This is a genomic window from Mucilaginibacter sp. dw_454 (assembly GCF_018449775.1).
Classification (GTDB): Bacteria; Bacteroidota; Bacteroidia; order Sphingobacteriales; family Sphingobacteriaceae; genus Mucilaginibacter.
Genome location: NZ_JAAVVB010000009.1, coordinates 33,144 through 53,799 on the forward strand (window position 1 = coordinate 33,144; position 20,656 = coordinate 53,799).

Below are 20,656 nucleotides of genomic sequence, written 5' to 3' on the forward strand. Positions count from 1 at the left end.
AAATCAATCGGTTATTTGCAAAATTCAAATAATGAGGTGATGATGTGCAGATATGCGGATGGATCGTTTTTTTTTATCGCCATATTCATACCGTCATCGTGAGCGAGGTACGAGCGTGACGATCTCATCGCCATATGGTATTGAGCGCGCAGCAACTCCACCGCCACGTCATTGCTGTAAGGAACGAAGCAATCTCTACACTTGCTAATCAATGTCCGTAGTGATCGTGCCGGCTATCGCCAATGAGATTATCCTATTGACTGTCTGTTGTAGAGATTGCTTCGTTCCTCGCAATGACGGTTGGAGGGAGCTTAAAGATTCGCTATAAAATATCCCTACTTCTTCAATCGCAAAATAGTATAAGAATTACCCGGAAAAGTATAACTAATAGTATTTCCGCTACGCGGGATGCTGCTTTCTTTGGTAGAAACCGCTGTAGGATGCAATGGCGTATTTTCAGCCTTTGGGTCACCTGCTAAAGAATAAACTTTAACAGGGCCATTACCTGTAAAGCCACTTAAACTGATAGTGGTTGCAACCGCGGCGCTCTTTGTATTTACTACGTGCAGCACTAACTCATCTCCACTTTCACTACGCGTAGCAGTAACGTCCAGGTCGCCATCTACATTACTTTCAACGCGTAACGGCTCATGGTTTTTGGCAGCCATCTGCGTAGCGTAAAATGGTGGCATGCCCCATACCTGCGATGGGGTAAAGAACACCTGGCCCTGGTCCCAATCGTTATCATTTTGGCCCAAACCCTGCAAGCCGTTGGCTGCGCACGATGTTAACACAAAATCTCCGTGCCTGCGCACCGCATTCATGGTAGTGGCATGACCCAGTGCGCGTTGCAGATTATGCAGGCCGCCGTTTTCTTCAAAAATGGTGATACGCAGTTTGGTATTCGGGTCCCATTTTAAAAACATGTCCCTCATGTTTTGCAGGTCATGGTCCACTTGGGTGCCGGAGTTGGCATCATCGGCCCAGGTGTGCAGATCCCAATAATCGGCACGGCCGTTAATGGCTTTAAAAACCATCTCCATATTATCCAAAGACTTCGGCCGCCACCAGGCAGCGCAGATCACTTTAATCTCCGGGTTATTTTTGTGAATTACGTCGTACAATAAATTGAAACGCTCTGCATAGTGCTGGTAATCGTTTTTCAGATCGCCCCAAATAACCTCTTCATTACCCAGTTCAATGTATTTCAATTTATAAGGGGCGGGATGACCGGCTTCGGCGCGTTTTTTACCCCAGGTGGTAGTGGCGCTGCCGGTTAAATATTCCAGCATATCGGCAACGTCCTGCGGTGTTTCTTCCACATTGATGGCAAAAGCGGGGTCGAAGCCGGCTGCTTCGCTGTATGCTACAAATTCATTGATGCCAAAGCCATTGCTGGTGTATGAGTACCAATGGCCCTCGTAAATGGGTCGCTTATCCCGCGGGCCGACCATGTTTTTCCATTTATAGTCGGGCGCGTTTACCATGGTGCCGCCGTAGCGTACAAAGTTCAAACCTTCCTCCTGCATTTTAGTGGCAATGTCGGCACGAAGCGGCAAGCCTTTAAATTGCGCAGCACCGGTATTCATGAGCGTGGCCTGGTCGATGCTTAGTCTTCCTTTTTTATCGATGTAGATGACGAAGCGCGCTTTAGGGTCCGTGGCATTAGTAGTCAATGTGAACGGATATTTTGTCCAGGCAGAAGCTATGCTTTTAAAACTTGTCGACGCATAGGTTTTGGTCCCGGCAGCATTTTGCAGGGCTACGGTTACCGGCCCTGTCAAACCATCAGCCTTAAAAAATACCGATCCCTGAAATTTCTCGCCCCGTTTTACACTGATGCCCCAGCGGTTAAGGCCCTTATTGGCTACGCCTATTTTGCCTGTCCCGCTTAAAATCTCTATAACCTGCGCTTGTTTACTATTGTAGGGGTCATTGCCATCCAGCATAAAATTGGCGCGGGCTGTAGGGCTGGTTACAGCATCCCACACACGGCTTACCTGCACCGGTGGTTTGCCACTAAACAAACTGCGGATGGTTTCGCCATCTTTTTTAATGGCGAAGTTTTCAAATATCGCCCCTAAATTAAAAGTGCGCAGACCTATTTTGCCGCTTAATAGCGGATGGTCGGTGTCGGTATAGGTTAAGGCCGGAGCGTCTATGTTCTTTAGATAGGCAGCATGTTCATTACCTACATAAACCGAGATCTGCCCATTGTTCATGTCAACCTTTAAATGCGTCCAGCTGTTTCTGTCAAAACTTACTTTTACTTCTTTCAGCATTTTCCAATTATGAACATGTTTGCCCAATATCACCATTTGCCTGTCGGGATTTAGGCTGATCTCGTAACCATCAAAATCATCTAACCCGGCCTGCTCATGGTTAACCCGGACAATAAAACCGGCATTATCGCCCCGGCCTGTAAATTTGATATCGGCCTCAGCACTGCCGTTTTTAACAATCGGGTTTTCGCGGATGAGTTTATCGCCTGACCCCGGCTTTACCTCAATACCAGCAGCCGTAGGCTTCCATTCGCCGTTTAAGGTTTTCCAGCCATCGTAATTAGGGGTTGGAGCAGGCTCTTCAAAGCTTTCGCCGTAAAGCAATTGGTCATACAATCCACCGTATATTTCGTGATTCACATCCTCAATACATGAGCCGTACATTTTGGCCGGTATTTTATTGAGCACTTTAGTTGCATCAATGGCAATACGTGCGTTTTGTGCCGATGCGCCGAGCGCAAAAACAGCAAGACTTACTGCACCAATAGTTGTACGGATAAATTGCTTCATGTTGAGATATTTTATTTTGATATAAGGGTTTTTAAAATTGCTCAAAAATCCTCTGTCCACCCAGTCTGTACTTGAACACAATTGATATTTTTTAGTTCGATTTTGACTAAATAGCGAGGCCTCAATAAGTCAACCCATCAACCCTGTACAAAAAAAGGCCAAAATAGTGCAAAAACAAAATCAGCAAAAAGCGCAATTTAGCTTTGCGTAAAAGCGTTTTTAAATTCCAACCAATAAATAGTAAATTACTTAATGATATCGTTAAAAAAACCATTAATTGTGCTGGCGCTTGGCCAGTTGTTTTTCAGCGTTCAAAGTTCCGCCCAGGAGCACACCATACATCCGTTAACACTGCAATCTGTAAAAGTTAATGATTCATTCTGGAGCCCTAAAATTCGTGTCTGGAACACCGTTACCGTATATGATGTGCTGGACAAATTGGAAGGTAAATATGAAATTGATCGCCCGGACACCAAAGCCGAAAAAGAAAGAACCGGCCACACCAGCGATGCTTTCCATAACTTTGACCTGGTAGCGCAGGGCAAAACAAATATCGGCCAGCACGACGGCCCGCCATGGTACGACGGCTTGGTTTATGAAACCATTCGCGGCGCGGCCGATATTCTGGCCGAATACCCGGACGCTAAACTGGAGAAAAAGCTGGATGCTTATATCGATCGCATTGCAGCGGCCCAAGCGGTCGATCCGGATGGCTATTTAAACACTTACACCACCCTTACCCGCCCCAAACAACGCTGGGGCCTAAATGGCGGCCAGGACCGCTGGCAGCACGATGTTTATAACGCAGGTATGCTGGTTGATGCCGGGATACACTATTACCGCGCAACAGGCAAAACCAAGTTGCTGTCGGTTAGTGTTAAGCTGAGCAATTACATGTACAAAGTGATGGGCCCGGCACCAAAGAATAACGTGATACCGGGTCATGGCGGCCCGGAAGAGATTGAGTTGCGCCTATATCAGCTTTTCAAACAACACCCGGAATTAAAAGCCAAAATGGGTGCCCCGGTACATGAACAGAATTACCTGACGCTGGCCAAATATTGGATTGACGACCGCGGCAACCACGGCAACCCGGACAGTACTTATAAACGCGCCAGCGATGGCTCGTATAACCAGGATGCCATACCGGTTACACAACAAACTACCATTGAGGGCCACGCGGTGCGTGCTACTTTGCTGGCGAGCGGCGTAACAGCTACCGCATTGGAAACTAAAGATCCGGCCTATATCAAAACGGTTAATAATTATTGGAACAACATGATAGGCAAACGCATGTTCATCACCGGCGGCGAAGGTGCCATTGCAGATGACGAGCGTTTCGGCCCGGATTATTTCTTGCCGGAGCATGCTTATTTGGAGACTTGCGCATCTATAGGCTCCGGTTTTTTTAGCGAGCAAATGAACGAGCTGGAAGCTGACGGCAAATATATGGACGAGTTTGAGCGTGTAGCTTATAACAACCTGCTGTCGGGTGTGTCGTTAAGCGGCGACCATTATTTTTACGAGAATCCGCTGATAGCAACCGATCATAACCGGTGGGCCTGGCATGGTTGCCCTTGCTGCCCGCCAATGATCCTGAAAATGGTATCGGCATTGCCGCAGTATATTTATGGTTATGATGATAAGCGTGTTTATGTAAACCTGTTCATCGGCAGCGAAGGAAAGATTAAGCTGGATGGTAGCGACATCACGCTAAAACAAACTACCGGCTACCCATGGAAAGGCACTACCCATATTGAAGTGATTACCGAAAAGCCAAAAACGTTCACCATGAATGTACGCATTCCGGGATGGGCAGAGAATAAAGAGAACCCGTTTGATCTGTATAAATCGAACGTTGGCAGCGGCGTAAAACTAAAAGTTAACGGTAAAGAAATTGCCCTAAACCAGGTAAAAGGCTACGCCACCATAACCCGCAGCTGGAAAAAAGGCGACGTAGTGGAATTGACCTTACCGGTACAACCCCGCATAGTTTCAGTTAATGACCAGGTGAAAACCATTAAAGGTAAGATTGCCATAGCAGCCGGACCGATAGTATATGGTTTTGAGAGTTTAGATAACCCGGGTGTCCAGGATTACACCTTGACCGCTAACACGGTGATGGCTATCAATTATAAGCCAGAGTTGCTAAACGGTGTAAACGTCATTACCGGCGAAACAACCGACAAAGCCGGGCAGCAAGTTAAGTTTACCGCCATCCCTTTTTATAGCTTAGGCAACCGTAAGCCAAGTACTACCTACCAGGTTTGGATGCCCGAGAATGGCAAGTAGCCTTACACTTTAATGTTATCTCGAACGAAATGAGAGATCTATACACGAGCATTTACGACTTGCATGTGTATAGATTTCTCGCTATGCTCGAAATGACAAGCTTCTTTTGTGTTATTAGATCGCGCGATATTCAATTCAAATCAGTAGCTTTAATTCGTGCCCGATGGGACGAGTTAAAGCGCTATGAGAATTTTTCGCGAGAGTATTGTAAGTCCTGATAACCTGTTTGTTGTCAAAGAGGAGCAATTTAAGTATAACGATTTTCCGTTCCATTTTCATCCTGAGTTTGAGATCATTCTGATTTTAGAAGGTTCGGGCCAGCGCATGGTGGGCGATAGCATTACCGAATTTAACGGCCCTGATCTATGTATGTTCGGTGCCGATTTACCGCACACCTTTTATACCCGCGGATTGAGTAAAAACGAGGCGATCAAACAAATCGTTATTCAATTTCATGAAAACTTTTTGGGGCCGGGCTTTTTTGACCGCAAGCATTTTAAACAGATCAAAGACCTGCTGCAGCGTTCATCGCAAGGGATTGTGTTTGATGAGGAAACCACTGCGTCCATCGCTCAAAAAGTAAATGCGCTGGTTACTAAAAATCCTACCGAGACAGTTATTGCGCTGTTGGATATTTTGCATTCGCTATCTATTGCCGGCGGGTACACGCTGCTGTCAAGTCCGGGCTTTCTGCATGGTATTAACGTTGATGAATCTACCCGCATGAGTAAGGTGTATGATTATATACTGGATAACTTTAAGCGCGATCTTTCTTTGGATGAAGTGGCATCGGTGGCCTATTTGTCGCCGTCTGCTTTTTGTCGATATTTTAAGAAGTTTACCCGAAAAACTTTATCTGAATTCTTGATAGACCTGCGGATTGGTTACGCCTGTAAACTTTTGCAGAGTAATAATCTGGGCATGTCGCAGGTTAGCATTGATGCGGGTTTCAATAATGTATCTTATTTTAATAGAAAATTCAAAGCGGTTAAGGGCCAAACGCCGATGGAGTATCAGCGGCAGTTTTTAATTAAGCGGGCTAATTAAAATAATAGCTGTCATTGCGAGCGTAGCGCGGCAATCGCACGCGTTCAGGCTTTTCTCCTTGCGATTGCCACGCTCGTTCCTCGCTCGCAATGACATAAGTGTTATTTCCCTTCCAACCGCTCCACCACATAAGGCGCGATAATGTCTTTCGATGCTTCTATACCCGGATGAATGCCATCAGGTACCGCTTTGAGGTATGCGTCGCGGCCTTTGTCAAGCAGGGCCTTCCAGTGCGGGTAATGGTCTATCAGCAACAAGCTCCGCGATTTGGCTACGTCGCGATACATTTGGTAATATTTTAACAGGTCGGGTCGTTGCTCGCCATGGATGTTTAGGGCGATGTCCATAGTTTGCAAAATCACTTCGCAATCGGGGTTGTAAAGCTTGATGCGATCAATCATGTAGTTTAGATTGAGTTTAGCCAAATCAACACTGGTTTTATAATTCATAAACGCGTCATTCATACTAAACTCAATCAGTACAGCATCGGGGTTCTTTTTAATTACGCTATCTTCTAAATTCTGTACACCCCAGGTAGACCACATACCACTTTTGGCTGCGTTAATGGTAGTAAGCTGATTGTTGTATTTTTTATTGAGCGCCCGGGTTACCGAGTCAACCCAGGCATGGCCACCTTCGGCCGCAGTAAGGCTTGTGCCATAGGTTACCAGGGTTTGATGTTTGCCGGCAGCCAGGTTTTTTACTAACCTGGATTGCGTAAATGCTGCAATGGATGCCATCAGCATAAAAACTAATGACAATGCTATTTTAAAAAGGCTATTTTTCACGTGTTGGATAAATGGTTATTACAAATATGAGAAAATAGAGGTTAACAAGTCAATTATGATTTAAATGCAGGTTTTGTTACAGTTTTGTAAAGCTTACCGCGCCAGAATATTAACAAAAATATAACGCCTGGTAAAAATTCGCAAAAACTATTTTGTTAATTTTATATATAGCTAAAATCTATAGGCTATTCAAAAATGCAATAAATTTATAGGGCAATTTGGCGTATATTCGCATAAAATTTAAACACACATTTATATATGATTACGATAGGACAAAAGTTTCCGGCTTTCTCTAAAACAGCAGTAGTTAGCCTTGAAAAAGGAAAAGAATTTGAAACGTTAACTTCTGATTATTTAGTTAATGATGATAACGTTTGGACAGTGATGTTTTGGTGGCCAAAAGATTTCACTTTTGTGTGCCCTACTGAGATTGCTGAGTTCAATAAAAACTTTGGCGAGTTTCGCGACCGCGAAACCCGTTTAATTGGTGCATCAACCGATTCTGAGTTTGTGCATGCTGCCTGGAGAACTCATCATGATGACCTGCGCGATTTAAAATTCCCGATGCTGGCCGATACTTCAAAATCATTAGCCGAAGAGCTGGGTATTTTAGAGCCTACAGAAAAAATTGCTTACCGTGCTACTTTCATTATAGACCCTACCGGCATTGTACGTTGGGTATGTGTTAATGATTTAAGTGTTGGCCGTAACGTTAAAGAAGTTTTACGTGTACTGGACGGTTTACAAACCGACGAGCTTTGCCCTTGCAACTGGGAAAAAGGCCAGGAAACACTAACTGCTTAATACCTCGAAGATCCCCGGTAAAACGGGGATTTTTTTTGATCATATTTTACTGAAATACTACCATGAGCGAAAGCACAGATACCATCAATGAGTTTTTACAGAGCCTGGGCGTTGATACCAATTATCGCACCGCGAGCCTGAGTTTATTAGAAAACGGAGAGTCGCGCTATCTGCGCGATTTGAAACTGAATTTTACCAGCACCCTTACTTCAGAGCAGTTAAGCACTAAGGAATGCGCCTTGCTTGGCTTGAGTGTTGCGGTTAATAATAACAACCTGCCGTTAACTAATTTTTACACTAAATATGCCACTGAACAAGGCGCTACTACCGAAGATATTGCCGAGGCTGCCGCCTGTGCTTCATTACTGGCATCAAACAATGTGTTTTATCGTTTCAGGCACTTTACCCGGAAAGATAAATACAACCAGATCCCTGCCCGCATACGCATGCAGATTATGATGAAACCGGTAACAGGCAAAGAGTTTTTTGAGCTGATGAGTTTAACTATATCTGCAGTAAACGGTTGCGAAATGTGTGTTAATGCACATGAGGATTCGTTGATAAAATTAGGAACAACAGAAGAGCGTATATTCGATGCGGTGCGTATTGCATCGCTGGTAACTGCGACAGGAAAAATCGTATTCTAATTTTGTTTTTGTTGAATATTTTAACTAATTTGTAATAAATAGGGTTGCTGCGCGTCTAAAAAACAAGTAGTAACCCTATCTAATTAAGCAAATCAGATTAAAAGTGTCATCCCCATGGCCGACAAAAAGATAGCAATTTTATATGTTGATGACGAAGAAAACAATTTGTTTTCTTTCAAGGCGGTATTCCGCATAAAATACCAGGTGTATACCGCCATAAGCGGCGAGGAAGCCCTGAAGATCCTGGCCGAAAAGCCAATCCAGATTTTAATTACCGACCAACGCATGCCGGCTATGACCGGGGTTGAGTTACTGGAAAAAGTTATCCCGCTGTATCCTGACCCCATACGTTTATTGTTAACCGGCTATGCCGACATGAATGCGGTGGTTGACGCGATAAACAAAGGCCAGATATTCCATTACCTGACTAAACCATGGAACGAGGAAGAATTGTACATGACCATCGATCGGGCCTACGAGGCATACCAGGAAAAAATCAAACTAAAGATAGAGAACCAACAGCTAGGGATGTCTAATGATCAGCTGGAGTTTTTGTTGCGGCAGAAACTGCTTTCTTAATCTGTTAGGTTAAGCTTATGCCGAATTCGGCAGCCACTGTATTTAGCAACGATTTCAACCCATCGGCCGTGATGGGTTTGGTGATGCGGGTTCTGAACGAGCTGTAAGAGGCTATACGGTTAATGTCTGATACTTCGATGGATGATGTTAGCGCAACAATATAATACTTGTCCTGAATGGCTTGTTCTAGTTTTTCAAACGCCTCTACAAACTCAAAGCCATTCATCATGGGCATATGGATATCCAAAAACACCAGGACTACTTTGATAGCGCTGTCGTGCTTATGCGATATAATATGCTGCAACGCCAACCCGGCATCCATAAAACTTTTCACGGTGTAAGCCGCATTTACATTCCCAATCATTTTACGTGCTATAAAATGATCAAGCTCGGTATCATCAATAATAATAAACGACAATTCCATTTACACTTATTTACTGGGGATAATTACTTTAAAAGTAGTTCCCTTATTCAATACAGAGTTAACCTCTATTTGGCCATTAAGCTTTAGCAAAGCGCTTTTTACGTTATATAAACCAAAGCCCGAACCGGCCTCTTGCGAAGAGGCGCGATAAAACAAATTAAATATCTCGCCCAGGTGATTGCCCAAAATGCCAATGCCGGTATCGCTAACGGTTATAACAGCTGCGCCTTTGTTTACTTCAATGTTAAGCTCCACAACTTTAGCATCGGTGTTTTTATTTTGATATTTGAATGCGTTGGATAGCAGGTTATTTAAAACCAATTTTAATGGAACGGTATCGCTTCTGAAAGGTTCGCGCTGATTAATGTTGACTTTAAAGTTGATTTGGGCTGTGCTTGCTGCGGTACGGTAAATGTCTTTAAATTCCTCTACCATCTTTTGAAAGTCTACCTCGCCAATATGCAGCTCGCCACGCTGCAAGCTGTAGTAATCATGCATGCTCAGGATGTAGGTATCCAGTTTTTTTAATGATTTTTCCATCAAAAAAAGCATCTCTCTCATCTCGGCAATATCATGCATATCGCGCGCTACGTTAATGGCACCCAAAATGCCTGAAAGCGGCCCGCGAATGTCATGACTTACGCTATAGGCAAACTTATCTAACTCGCTGTAGGCCCGTTGTAATTCGTCATTTTTAATGGCAAGCATAGAGTTGGCCTGGTAAAATTTATTAGCCTCTTCAATTGCCGAAACAAGCTCGGCTTCTATCCATGGCTTTTTAACAAAGCGAAATATATTACCGCGGTTAATAGAATCAATTACCGAATCAATATCAGTATAGCCGGTTAATAAAATACGCATGGGCAGCGGGTGTGTACCACGCAACTCTTCAAAAAACTCGACACCTGTTTTGCCCGGCATGCGCTGGTCGCAAAAAATCACCCGTATGTCCGGATGTTTCACCAGATGCTCTAGCGCGGTTGGTACATTTACCGCCGTGTAAACCTGATAATCAAGCCTTAATGTTGCTTTAAAACCTGTGAGATTGTCCATTTCGTCATCCAGGTATAGTATTTTAATTTTTTCGGCCATTGGTGATCTGTTTATATTCGGTAAAAGGTTTATCAATCGTTACTAGGTATATATCAGGCATGAGGTAATGCAGGCTTTGCGTCAAAAATTAATGGAATCTTTAAAATAAACGCGGTGCCTTTATCTATCTCAGAATTCACAACAATTTGTCCATTGTGTTTCCTTATGGTATTATATGCAATGCTCATACCCAGGCCGGTACCTTCACCAACATCTTTAGTGGTAAAAAAAGGCTCGAATATTTTCTTCATGGTTTGATCGCTCATACCTGCACCATTATCGCTGATGGAAATCTCGACATGCCCATTGTTAACCACAGTGCCCACTTTAATTTCTCCGCCTGCCTTATCTCCATATTTTTTCCCGATAGCATAAGCCGCATTTGATATGATATTTAAAAATACCTGGTTAAGCTTGCCTGCGTAACACTCAACTAGTGGCAACTCGCCATATGCTCTGACAATGCTGGTTCTGGCACCTATCAAATTGTTAGCAATGATCAGGGTTGATTCCAGTCCTTCATTAATATCGGTAAGTTTCAAATCATCCTCATCCAATCTTGAGAAAATCCGCAGACCTTTTACAATTTCGGCGGTACGTGTGGCGCCTTCATAAATGCCGTTAATTAAGTGACGGATCTCTACAACCAGGTAATCAAAATCAACCTCTTCTTTATACGCTTCGATTTGTTTTTTCTTCTCTTCTATCGTCAAGTCAGACTGGCTAACGTTCTCGATGGTATTCATTACCTCCAGGATTGTCTCCACATCGCGTTTTAGCGGGTTAATGTTTGACGTTACAAAATTTATAGGGTTGTTGATCTCGTGTGCTATGCCTGCAGTTAACTGACCCAGAGATGCCATTTTTTCAGAATCAACCAATTGCGATTGCGCCTGTTTCAGGTCCTCGAACGATTGATTTAATTCCTGGGTACGTTCGCTTACTTTCAATTCCAGAACCACGTTTTGTTCGCGTATGATGCGTTCGTTTTCTTTGGCTATGTTTAGCGCTTCGGCCTGCGAGGCTTCTTTTTCTTTCTTTAATATGTTGATCCTGTCGGCCAAACCGAAGGATAGCAAAGCCATTTCGACAGCGGTTGCAACCTGCATGGAATAACCGGTAAATGTATTATAAGGCAGCACTCCGTTGTCTTTCAACGTAAATATTATGGCGCCTATTAACAAACTTAGCCATGATAAAAACACAAACCTTGCCGGGCGGTAGCCATTATACATTACAATTAGCGACACAATGATGAGGCTAAAAGCAAACAATGTGGTAAATAGCTGCATTAGCTTAAAGCCGGTTTGAATTTGGCCTGATGCCGTAACAACAAACGCAACTATCATTAATACAATAATGCCGGTAAGCACTTTGTCAAACCGGCGTGCACGGATACTGGTTGAGAGAAATATTTTGGTAAACAGCAGTGCAGCTATGGGACCGATACAAGCAAAGAGTACGACACTTTTTAGTTCGAAGCCTGTTTGATTGCCCCACAAATACTGAAAGGTAAAGCCCTTGATACCAATTTGGGTTAAGCCCACCGACGCGACATAAATTACATAGTACAGATAGCTCCTGTCTTTTACAGAAAAGTAAATAAACAGGTTATACAAAAACATAATTACAATGGCGCCAATAAACAAACCTGATAAAAGGTCATCGCGGCTTAAAACCTGCCAAAGTGTAGCCGGCTCGTTAATAGAAATTGGTAATATAAGTTGCTCGGCGCTTTTTACCCTCAGGTAGTAGGTTCTGCTTGAATGTTGCGGTATGTCAAGGTCGAAGATGTAATTGGGATGATCGTATTTCCGGGTATTAAAGGGTCTTACTTCGCCCATTAAATTATCGTGATATTTGCCGTTTGCGTCAGGCGAAAATAGTTCTACCTCGTCAAGTATGGGGTAGGCTACGTCAAGCAAGAAAGCCGGATCTGCATCCTTATTAGTGACCGTGAAACGCAGCCATACACTGTGCTCAGAAAAACCCAGGTTAGGCACTTCTTTGTCGTATTTTTTAAATTCGGCCGATTTTAAGACATCACTAAGCCCTAATTCTTTACCTGGCTGTAAAACGTAAACTTCTCTGCCAATTAGGGTACGATTAGTTTTGCCGTCAATAATAACATCGGCACTTGCATGCAGCCCCAAAAATAGGAAGGCAAAAAAGATCAGTGTTTTTAAAAAATACCTGCCCATCATTTATTTAATACATGTTGCTACTACCAGGTTTATTGAACATGCGAAATACCCCCCGGTATCTGCTTGTTGCAATGCGTTATAAAATTCTTCGTACTCTTGGGTGGTGATGAAACCTTTTTCGGCGGTTTCCTGCGCCATTTTTTGCACCCACAAATATTGGTTAGCTTCTTCTAAGGTACCCAATATAAATGGATGAATTTCAAATTTAATATCTTTAAAATTACTTTGCTTCAGATAGTTGGTTAGCTTTCTGGCAGCAAAACCGTTGTTTACTTTTTGGTTTGTTAAATAAGCGTTAATTTTCTGTTGCGTATCGGCAAACGGTGTATAAAAAGAAAGGCTGTGCCAATCGGTCTCAATAATTACAAAGGGGCTGCCCGGTTTAAGAATGCGCGCAATTTCATTAATTACTTTTTGCGGCTCTTTCAGATGTTGCACTACACGCTCGGTACGTAAACCTGCAATTGTTTCACTGCCAAATTGCAAAGGATAAGCCTCAGAAAGAATAAACGCTACATTAGGGAGATCTTTGGCATCTGTTTTACCTTGTTCCAGCATCACCGGGTCATGGTCAATGCCTATAACTTTGGTGTCGTTACCAACAATCTTTGCCAATTCAATTACATCTTTACCTGCGCCGCAGCCTAAGTCAATGATAGTGCCGCTGTTGATCTTTTCAAAGTAATTGTATGATGCTTCTTTAAGCGTAAGCAGTAACCGCCTTGAATTTTGCAGGTAATTGATATCGTAGTGTTTTTCTGACATAATGCCGTTATGTTTAATTTATAAAAAATTGATGTCGCGCTCGTTAACACTGGTTTGCAAAAAGTCCTGGTTGGCCGCCTCGATAAATTCTGACAGATTCCATTTATTGAGATTTGGAATACCTAAAGCAAAATAAACAGTTATTTTCTTTTGCTTTAGTTCATTTATGGTCAGTTCATCCGGGTGGTTGCGCATTTGCATGATCTCAGCCCGGTCCTCGTCTCTGGCTCTGCTTAAATTTTCAAGGTCATTTAATACCATGGCAGTAGCTATAAGATCTAGCTTGGGGTAATAAAAGGTACCCTTGTTGCCTATGCTGCTTACCAGCTCCATGCCGCAGTTTACCACCGGCTGCACCGTATAAGGTGCACAAAGCGCAAACAATGTTTGTATGCCTAATTGCGCTGCTATGGCAATACCCGAGCGTATTAATAAGGGGGTGCCTATGCCATAACCGGATAGCTCGGACGAATTCCACAAACCGCAAACCTCGCCCGTACCGTTGTGGCTATATTCCCAAACCAGCTTATGGATAGATGGATCAAGCAAACTAACCGCTTGCTCTATCGGTAATGGCTCTGAGCCGCCCGACACATGCACACGGGCACCGCCAAAAACACGCTTGCCATCCATCGACTCGACAATTATTACAAAGACAGCGGGATTGGTTGTCCAGCCGTTTTGTGAAGAGGTTACTTTTTTAATGCCAATACTTGATAACACGTTAGCATGCCCTTCCACAAACAGTGCACAAGTTTTAGGTTCGTCAATAGCTCTGAAAGCTCTGAGTCTTACTTCCGGCACTGCTTTGTCTAAAATCTTGTCCATTTGTTGCTATAATATAGCTTGTTAATAATCAATTGTATTAAAAAGGTAGTCCTTCAAACGGCAAAATAATTCACTAAGTTTCGTTCAACCGTTTAAAAATCAAACCATTTAGGGGCTACAGGTCGCAATCGATTGCTTATAGGTTTAATCGATGAAAAGTAATAAAATAATTCCTAAAAAGAGTAGCGATGTAAAACTTTCATTAAAGGCACGTTAATTCACATATCCATTAAAAAGCAAATATTTAAAAATTGCATTTTGTTAAGTATTAATTAAAACTGGCCGAACGATTTTTTTTTAAATAAATTAAAAATTTATTTACACCGGTACTAATACCGCAAATAGTAAATTTGCGTTATTGGGTATAATTGTATTTCAGGCAAGCCTAAGACATTCAATATGGATAAATGTTACTTTAAAGCGCATCATAAAGTTTTAACCTTGTTGTTTTTAAGTTTGTTTGCGGCATCATGTAAAAAAGACCCGCAGGTAAACCCTATATCTACAAGCCCGGTAAATTTTGCTAAACTTGGTTTGTATGAAGAGGCCGCAAGCAGCACCCAATCACGCCGTATATTTATAGCGTGCTCCAAATTGGGCGATATAACCACACAGAATTATGGGTTGGTGTTTGATACCGGCTCAACCGGTATGACTATCGATGCCAACGGAATCCTCCCTGCATCGATGATCACCAGCGACGGCTTCCAGATAACCGGCGATTCAATTGTGGTTAGCGGTATTACTATTACATCGCAAAAAGCAGTGATAAGTTACGGTGGTGTTGATGGCGCAATATCTGAGTACGGCAACCTGGCGTATGCCAATGTAACCATTGGCGACGGACATGGCAATGTTACCACACCGCGCATCCCTTTCTTTTTATATTACAAAGTAACAAACCTGACTACCGGGGCGCAGCTGGCAGCCCACTCTGCCGACGTATTTGGCGTGGCACCTGGTGTAAGCGCAACCAGCCGTAAAATAGCCAGTCCGCTTAGTTATTTTGCTTTAGCCAGCAACATCACCAGCGGTTTCAGATTGGCGCAACTTAATTCAGCAAATTTCCTAACCTCGGCAACTTACACTGCCGATTTATTATATATTGGGCTTACCCCGGCCGATCTTAATTCGTCTAATTTTGTTATGCACCCGCTGGCTTACAATGCTATCAGCGGGTACTCGCCCAATATTGCATCAAGTATAACCTATAACGGTAAAACGGTACAAGGCACAATACTGTTTGATACCGGCACGCCATTAACCACAATTGTTGAAGATCCATCAGCAGCAAGTAATTCGGCTGCACTGCCGGCAAACAGTAGCGTATCCATAACCACCGGGCAAGGGTTCAATTATCAATACACCACTACATCAACCTTTAATTTAACCGAGGTCCAAAATCCATCATACTCAAAAGATAACCGCACTATATTTAGTATAGATTTCTTTTTGAATAACGAGTATTTGCTGGACTATGCCAACAATCGCATTGGTTTAAAAAATAATTAAGCTTAGCTGATGTACACCGCGCTGCTTGATCATATCCGTAAATATGTTACACTGACGGATGATGAGGCGGCCCTGATCTGTGCCAAACTGAGGTTAACGTCTATCAAGAAAAAAGATTTCCTGCTAACACCGGGTAAAGTATGCCGGGGCAATTATTTTGTAAGCGAGGGTTTGCTTCGGTTGTATTTTATCAATAAAAAAGAACAGGAACAGATAACGCAATTTGCGTTAGAAAACTGGTGGATAACCGATTATGACAGCCTGGACAGCCAAAAGCCATCGCGTTTTTACATCCAGGCGATTGAAGATGCAGAGGTGATTGCCTGGAACCAGGAAGTACAGGAAGAACTGATTCAAGCTATCCCGCAACTGGAAAGATATTTCAGGTTGATTTTGCAGCGTGCCTATGCAGCCACTCAACGCCGTATTGAATACATTTACTCTTTTACAGACGAGGAACGCTATCGCAACTTCAGCAACCGTTTCCCTGATTTTTTGCAGCGTGTGCCCCAATACATGCTGGCCTCTTACCTTGGGTTTACTCCGCAATTTTTAAGTAAGATAAGAGCTAAAAAGGTTTGATTTCTTAATCATGATTAAGATTTTGAATAGGGTTTGGTACCGACCTTTGGTGTATCAAAAACAACAAAATATCATGAGCAACAGAATAAACATTTTGCAAGTTGAACCCGAAGGGTACAAAGCATTAGCCGGCCTGGAACAATATGTAGCCAACAGCGGCATCGACAAAATGCATTGGGAGTTGATGAAGATCCGCGCGTCGCAAATAAATGGCTGCGCTTATTGTCTTGATCTGCATAGTCGTGATGCACGCAGCCACGGCGAAACCGAGCAGCGCATTTATGTATTAAATGCCTGGCGCGAAACCAGTTTTTTTACACCAGAGGAACGAGCTGTATTGGCGCTGACTGAAGAGATCACCAATATCTCGCACGGCGGCGTATCTGACGAAACCTACGAAAAAGCGGCAAGCCTGTTTGATGAGCATTACCTGGCCAAACTTATCATGGCTGCTACAGTTATCAATGCCTGGAACCGCATTGGTGTAACCACCCATTTGCAGCCTAAAAGGGTTGTGGCGTAAGCATTAAATTTTTTGTCATTCTGAGCGATAGCGAAGAATCTTATAAAACCTGAAATGTCGTATAAGATTCTTCGCTATCGCTCAGAATGACAGTTGATTATGTATTTTACTTGGAAACTCATTATTAACTCCCGTCCGATTAGTCCACATGTTTATACAACCCCGCTCATTTATCTAAAAAAAGCGATATTTAACAAAACATTTGCATGTAAGTAATGTTATTATATAGCTTCACACCGAGAAATTTTTTGACCAGACTAGTAAATGAGCGAAACCAAACGTAAAATCATTGTATTTGACGATGATGAGGATATTCTGTCTATCTGTAATTACATTTTAGAAGAAAAGGGATGGGAGGTGCATACCTTTACAGATTGCAACTCTATAACCGAACGTGTTTCTGGCATTATGCCTGATGTGATACTGATGGATAATTGGATACCCGACGCCGGCGGTATTATAGCTACGCAGACACTTAAAAAGTCTGACGATTTAAAGGGTATCCCGGTGATTTATTTTTCGGCTAACAGCGATATTCAATTGCTGGCCAGCCATGCCGGTGCAGAAACATACCTGGCTAAACCTTTTGATCTGGAAGAACTGGAACGCGTAATAAGCTCGGTTGCATAGTCATCGCCATAACGTTATAAAACCATAAAACCCCGTCACGATAATTCGCGACGGGGTTTTACTTTTCTATCTATTATTAATTATTGTGAGTTAGAAGCTTATTCAGGAGTGCCACCGCCACCGAAGCCACCGCCTCCGCCGCCACCATTGCCGCCTCCGCCGAAACCACCACCGCCACCACGCTGACCACGAGGACGATCTCCGCCGCCACCACCGTTTCTGTAGCTGCCGTCACCATCTTGTACAGGTGCACGTCCGGCAAATTTTTGCAGACGCAAAGCAAAGGTTACCATATAATAACGGCCTAAACGGTTAACGCTGGTTTGGGTTACGCTGGCACCATCGCTGGTAACAGAAAAACCGGTATTTTGGTTAAATAAGTCATAAGCCGCAAAGCGGATAGTGGCACGGTTTTGAGCCAAAAATCTACGCTCTAAATACAAGCTTAAGATATTAGGATTGGTTACCGGGATAGTATAGCCCGAGTTGATTTGCTTAGAATAATCATAGCTAAATGTCCAGTCGCCAAAGTAGTTTTTACCGGTAAGGCCAAGCGTTAAGGCGCGTATGTTAACGTTTTGCGTTAATGAGCTGGTGCCGGTTAAAGAATTATCGGTTTTACTGATAGAGTAATTGCTGCTGGCTTGCGCATCAACCACATTAGGGATATCTAATCTGAAACGCAGGCCCGGTGTGAAGGTTAACGTTTTTGAGATATTTTTTAAAGTAGCGCTTGCTACGTTGTTGCTATCAACCATATCCACAAAAGCCGGATACTTATTATAAGTAATATTACCGTTAATAAAGAAAGTATAACGACGCTCGTCCCAAGGCTTAGCAAATAAAGCCTGCGCTGCAGCCGAATAATAGCCGTCGGCATTTACATAACGGGTTAGGGTTGTGTTGCTAAAGTTTTTCAAGGTTGGGTCGGCATTTAATACTGCCGAGCTTAGCCTGTTGTAAGTAGTTGTACGCGATGCAACATAATCGCCTATAGAAGTAAACGAGGTATTCAAGAACAGGATATTACCGGTTGCCAAACCAAACGAATTATAACGCAGGGAGAAGTTATTGGTAAACTGTTGCTTCAAATCCGGGTTACCCTCTACCGGGTAAGATGCGCTGGTTAAATCAACTACCGGCTGTAATTGGGTAAATGTAGGGGCCGTGCTTGATCCGTTGTAGTTTAAACTCAAAGTCTCGTTTCTTGAGAAATTGTAAACAAAACGCGCAGCCGGTACTATGTTGGTTTGATCGCGGTGCGTGTCTATATTATTAGTGATTGAACGGCCATCCAAAGTAGAAGGCTGTATGCCAACGCCCAGGGTATAGTTGTATTTAGTATCAATAACCCTAAAGTTTAAACCCACCCGGTTGGTTACAAATGTATAGTTGTAATTGTTGCTTAACAGCGAATAGTTGTTGTAAGTATTTGCTGCCGATAAAGTATCTGTTTCTTTATCATTGGTGGTATAAGACCGGTTGTAGTTATAGTTTAACTCTAAATACGATATTTTACCAACAGGCTCCAGGTAAGATAGGTTACCGCCATAGCTGGTAGTGCGGTTCTGTGTATTCGATACCTGGTTGGCCGGCACGTTTAAGGTACCAACAGTATTATTAACTATTGGGTTGGTGTATGAGTTTGAGGTAGACGTGCTAACCTGGCCATATACACTTAAGTTACGGCCACGTTTTGGAAAACGGTGGTTAAACAATAAGTTGGTAGAAAAAGTAGGCGTACTTGAGTTACTGGCTATGTTAGTTTTATAAGCCTGCGTAGTAACGCCCGCATCATGAACTACTACATCTTCTAATGAGGTAGAATTAGTGCTGGCATAAGTAAAGGTAGGCGATATCTTTAAATAGTTGATCGTATCAGGCTTGTACTCTAAGTTAAAGTTAAAGCGATGATTGATGGGGTTATCATTAGCAGTGGTAGCATTGGTGTTATCTGTTGCCTGGCCGCTGTTGGTACGCAGGGTATTGCTTTGTGTAAAGGTAGTGTTGTCAGAAAAGCTATAGCTGCCATATACAGACACGTATTTACCCCATTGATCGCGGTAGTTAAGGCCCACGGCGTGCGCATCGGTAATGCCGTCTTTGGTGCTGGCTAAGCCGTTGTTGCTGCCTCTTTGAGCACGGCCGCCGCCACCACCACCCTGGCCGCCACCACCACCGCCGTTTCCGCCGCCGCCATTGCCGCCACCCTGGTTGTTGCCGCCACCGCCACCAAAATTAAAGGTATTGGTGTTGGTATTATTAAGATTAGCTAAAACGGTTAACTGACGATTGCCTTTAAAATCAAACAAATTTAAAGTACCCAGGTAACGGTTAGCATCATCGGGCTTTAGCGTAGTGCCGTCAGCACCTTTAGTGGATGGCAATGCATCGCGGCCATCGCCCACGGTACCTTGTACAGAGTAGCCATAGTTTTTATCGGCACGGATAGTAAAGTTCAGGATCTTATTAGGTTCGCCGGTTTTAATGCCGGTAAGCGCTGCCTGGTCGCCGTAATCATCAATGATCTGGGCGCTTTCTAATAAATCGGCAGGTATGTTTTTGGTAGCCGCCTGCACGTCGCCACCCATGTAGTCTTTGCCATTTATTCGCACTTTGGTAACGTTTTTACCTTGTACGGTAACGTTGCCATTTACATCGACATCAACGCCCGGCATTTTCTTTAAAACGTCTTCTACCGGAGCGTCCTGGCGCACGGGGTAGGCTGCTATTTTATAGTCTACCGTATCCTCGGTAAACTTAACCGGGTTTACGCCAACAATAGTTACCTCTTTAAGTTGCTTGGCTTCGCTTTTTAATACTATCGTTGGTATCTGCAATGTAGTACTATCAGTTGGCGAAAAACTAAAGTGTTTAATAATGGCTTTATAGCCAAAGTTCGAAATAAATAAAGTGATTTTAGTGCCTTTAAGGGCATCAAAAGAAAACTTACCGTCAAGATCTGTAGCAACCTGGGTGCTGTCACCCTGGTCGGTTTTGATTTTTACTACGGTTCCGGGCAGGCTCTGTTTGGTGGTGTCTACAACAGTACCGCGCACATTGTGCGTAGTCTGCGCATAGGACGTCCCCACACATAAAAAGAGCAGAAATAGGGGAATTAAAATAGATTTCATAATTGTTTGTGGT

At 43.3% G+C, this 20,656-nt stretch carries 17 protein-coding genes; 9 read left to right on the forward strand and 8 right to left on the reverse strand.

Annotated features, from left to right (window positions below; genetic code table 11):
- Positions 1-335: 335 nt before the first annotated feature.
- Positions 336-2,792, reverse strand: a complete 2,457-nt coding sequence (locus HB679_RS20015) for an alpha-L-arabinofuranosidase C-terminal domain-containing protein (protein WP_214073810.1) — start codon at positions 2,790-2,792, stop codon at positions 336-338.
- Positions 2,793-3,044: 252 nt separating this feature from the next.
- On the opposite strand from HB679_RS20015, the gene HB679_RS20020 reads away from it, so the two are divergent.
- Complete coding sequence (locus tag HB679_RS20020) at positions 3,045-5,084, forward strand: beta-L-arabinofuranosidase domain-containing protein (RefSeq protein WP_214073811.1); 2,040 nt, start codon at positions 3,045-3,047, stop codon at positions 5,082-5,084.
- Positions 5,085-5,267: 183 nt separating this feature from the next.
- A complete protein-coding gene (locus HB679_RS20025) occupies positions 5,268-6,131 on the forward strand; it encodes an AraC family transcriptional regulator (RefSeq protein WP_214073812.1) in 864 nt (287 codons plus the stop codon).
- A 101-nt stretch (positions 6,132-6,232) separates the two neighbouring features.
- Here HB679_RS20025 and HB679_RS20030 read toward each other — a convergent pair whose 3' ends face one another.
- On the reverse strand, positions 6,233-6,919 hold the full coding sequence (locus tag HB679_RS20030) for an SGNH/GDSL hydrolase family protein (RefSeq protein ID WP_214073813.1): 687 nt from the start codon (positions 6,917-6,919) through the stop codon (positions 6,233-6,235).
- A gap of 258 nt (positions 6,920-7,177) precedes the next feature.
- On the opposite strand from HB679_RS20030, the gene HB679_RS20035 reads away from it, so the two are divergent.
- The 3 genes from HB679_RS20035 (at position 7,178) to HB679_RS20045 (ending at position 8,949) form a co-directional block, all read left to right on the forward strand.
- Complete coding sequence (locus HB679_RS20035) at positions 7,178-7,723, forward strand: peroxiredoxin (protein ID WP_214073814.1); 546 nt, start codon at positions 7,178-7,180, stop codon at positions 7,721-7,723.
- Between the two features lie 62 nt (positions 7,724-7,785).
- On the forward strand, positions 7,786-8,370 hold the full coding sequence (locus HB679_RS20040) for a carboxymuconolactone decarboxylase family protein (protein WP_214073815.1): 585 nt from the start codon (positions 7,786-7,788) through the stop codon (positions 8,368-8,370).
- A 114-nt stretch (positions 8,371-8,484) separates the two neighbouring features.
- Positions 8,485-8,949 carry a response regulator gene (locus tag HB679_RS20045; RefSeq protein WP_214073816.1) on the forward strand — a complete coding sequence of 155 codons (465 nt, stop codon included), beginning with the start codon at positions 8,485-8,487 and terminating at the stop codon, positions 8,947-8,949.
- 4 nt (positions 8,950-8,953) lie between these two features.
- Here HB679_RS20045 and HB679_RS20050 read toward each other — a convergent pair whose 3' ends face one another.
- The 5 genes from HB679_RS20050 to HB679_RS20070 are packed head-to-tail and all read right to left on the reverse strand — an operon-like array spanning position 8,954 to position 14,262.
- A complete protein-coding gene (locus HB679_RS20050) occupies positions 8,954-9,373 on the reverse strand; it encodes a response regulator (protein ID WP_214073817.1) in 420 nt (139 codons plus the stop codon).
- Between the two features lie 6 nt (positions 9,374-9,379).
- On the reverse strand, positions 9,380-10,465 hold the full coding sequence (locus HB679_RS20055; RefSeq protein WP_214073818.1) for a hybrid sensor histidine kinase/response regulator: 1,086 nt from the start codon (positions 10,463-10,465) through the stop codon (positions 9,380-9,382).
- 53 nt (positions 10,466-10,518) lie between these two features.
- Positions 10,519-12,666, reverse strand: coding sequence for a 7TM diverse intracellular signaling domain-containing protein (locus HB679_RS20060; protein ID WP_214073819.1), 2,148 nt, complete (start codon positions 12,664-12,666; stop codon positions 10,519-10,521).
- A gap of 3 nt (positions 12,667-12,669) precedes the next feature.
- The gene (locus tag HB679_RS20065) at positions 12,670-13,434 is read right to left on the reverse strand and encodes a methyltransferase domain-containing protein (protein WP_214073820.1); all 765 of its coding nucleotides are present in this window, start codon (positions 13,432-13,434) and stop codon (positions 12,670-12,672) included.
- Between the two features lie 18 nt (positions 13,435-13,452).
- Positions 13,453-14,262, reverse strand: a complete 810-nt coding sequence (locus HB679_RS20070; protein WP_214073821.1) for a hypothetical protein — start codon at positions 14,260-14,262, stop codon at positions 13,453-13,455.
- Between the two features lie 399 nt (positions 14,263-14,661).
- Here HB679_RS20070 and HB679_RS20075 point away from each other — a divergent pair, with 399 nt between their 5' ends.
- The 4 genes from HB679_RS20075 (at position 14,662) to HB679_RS20090 (ending at position 17,509) form a co-directional block, all read left to right on the forward strand.
- Entirely contained in the window at positions 14,662-15,774 is a 1,113-nt protein-coding gene (locus tag HB679_RS20075) for a hypothetical protein (RefSeq protein ID WP_214073822.1), read from the forward strand.
- 9 nt (positions 15,775-15,783) lie between these two features.
- On the forward strand, positions 15,784-16,356 hold the full coding sequence (locus HB679_RS20080; RefSeq protein ID WP_214073823.1) for a Crp/Fnr family transcriptional regulator: 573 nt from the start codon (positions 15,784-15,786) through the stop codon (positions 16,354-16,356).
- Positions 16,357-16,429: 73 nt separating this feature from the next.
- The gene (locus HB679_RS20085) at positions 16,430-16,879 is read left to right on the forward strand and encodes a carboxymuconolactone decarboxylase family protein (RefSeq protein WP_214073824.1); all 450 of its coding nucleotides are present in this window, start codon (positions 16,430-16,432) and stop codon (positions 16,877-16,879) included.
- 264 nt (positions 16,880-17,143) lie between these two features.
- Positions 17,144-17,509, forward strand: a complete 366-nt coding sequence (locus tag HB679_RS20090; protein ID WP_214073825.1) for a response regulator — start codon at positions 17,144-17,146, stop codon at positions 17,507-17,509.
- 98 nt (positions 17,510-17,607) lie between these two features.
- Here HB679_RS20090 and HB679_RS20095 read toward each other — a convergent pair whose 3' ends face one another.
- The gene (locus HB679_RS20095) at positions 17,608-20,643 is read right to left on the reverse strand and encodes an outer membrane beta-barrel protein (protein WP_214073826.1); all 3,036 of its coding nucleotides are present in this window, start codon (positions 20,641-20,643) and stop codon (positions 17,608-17,610) included.
- Positions 20,644-20,656 lie beyond the last annotated feature (13 nt).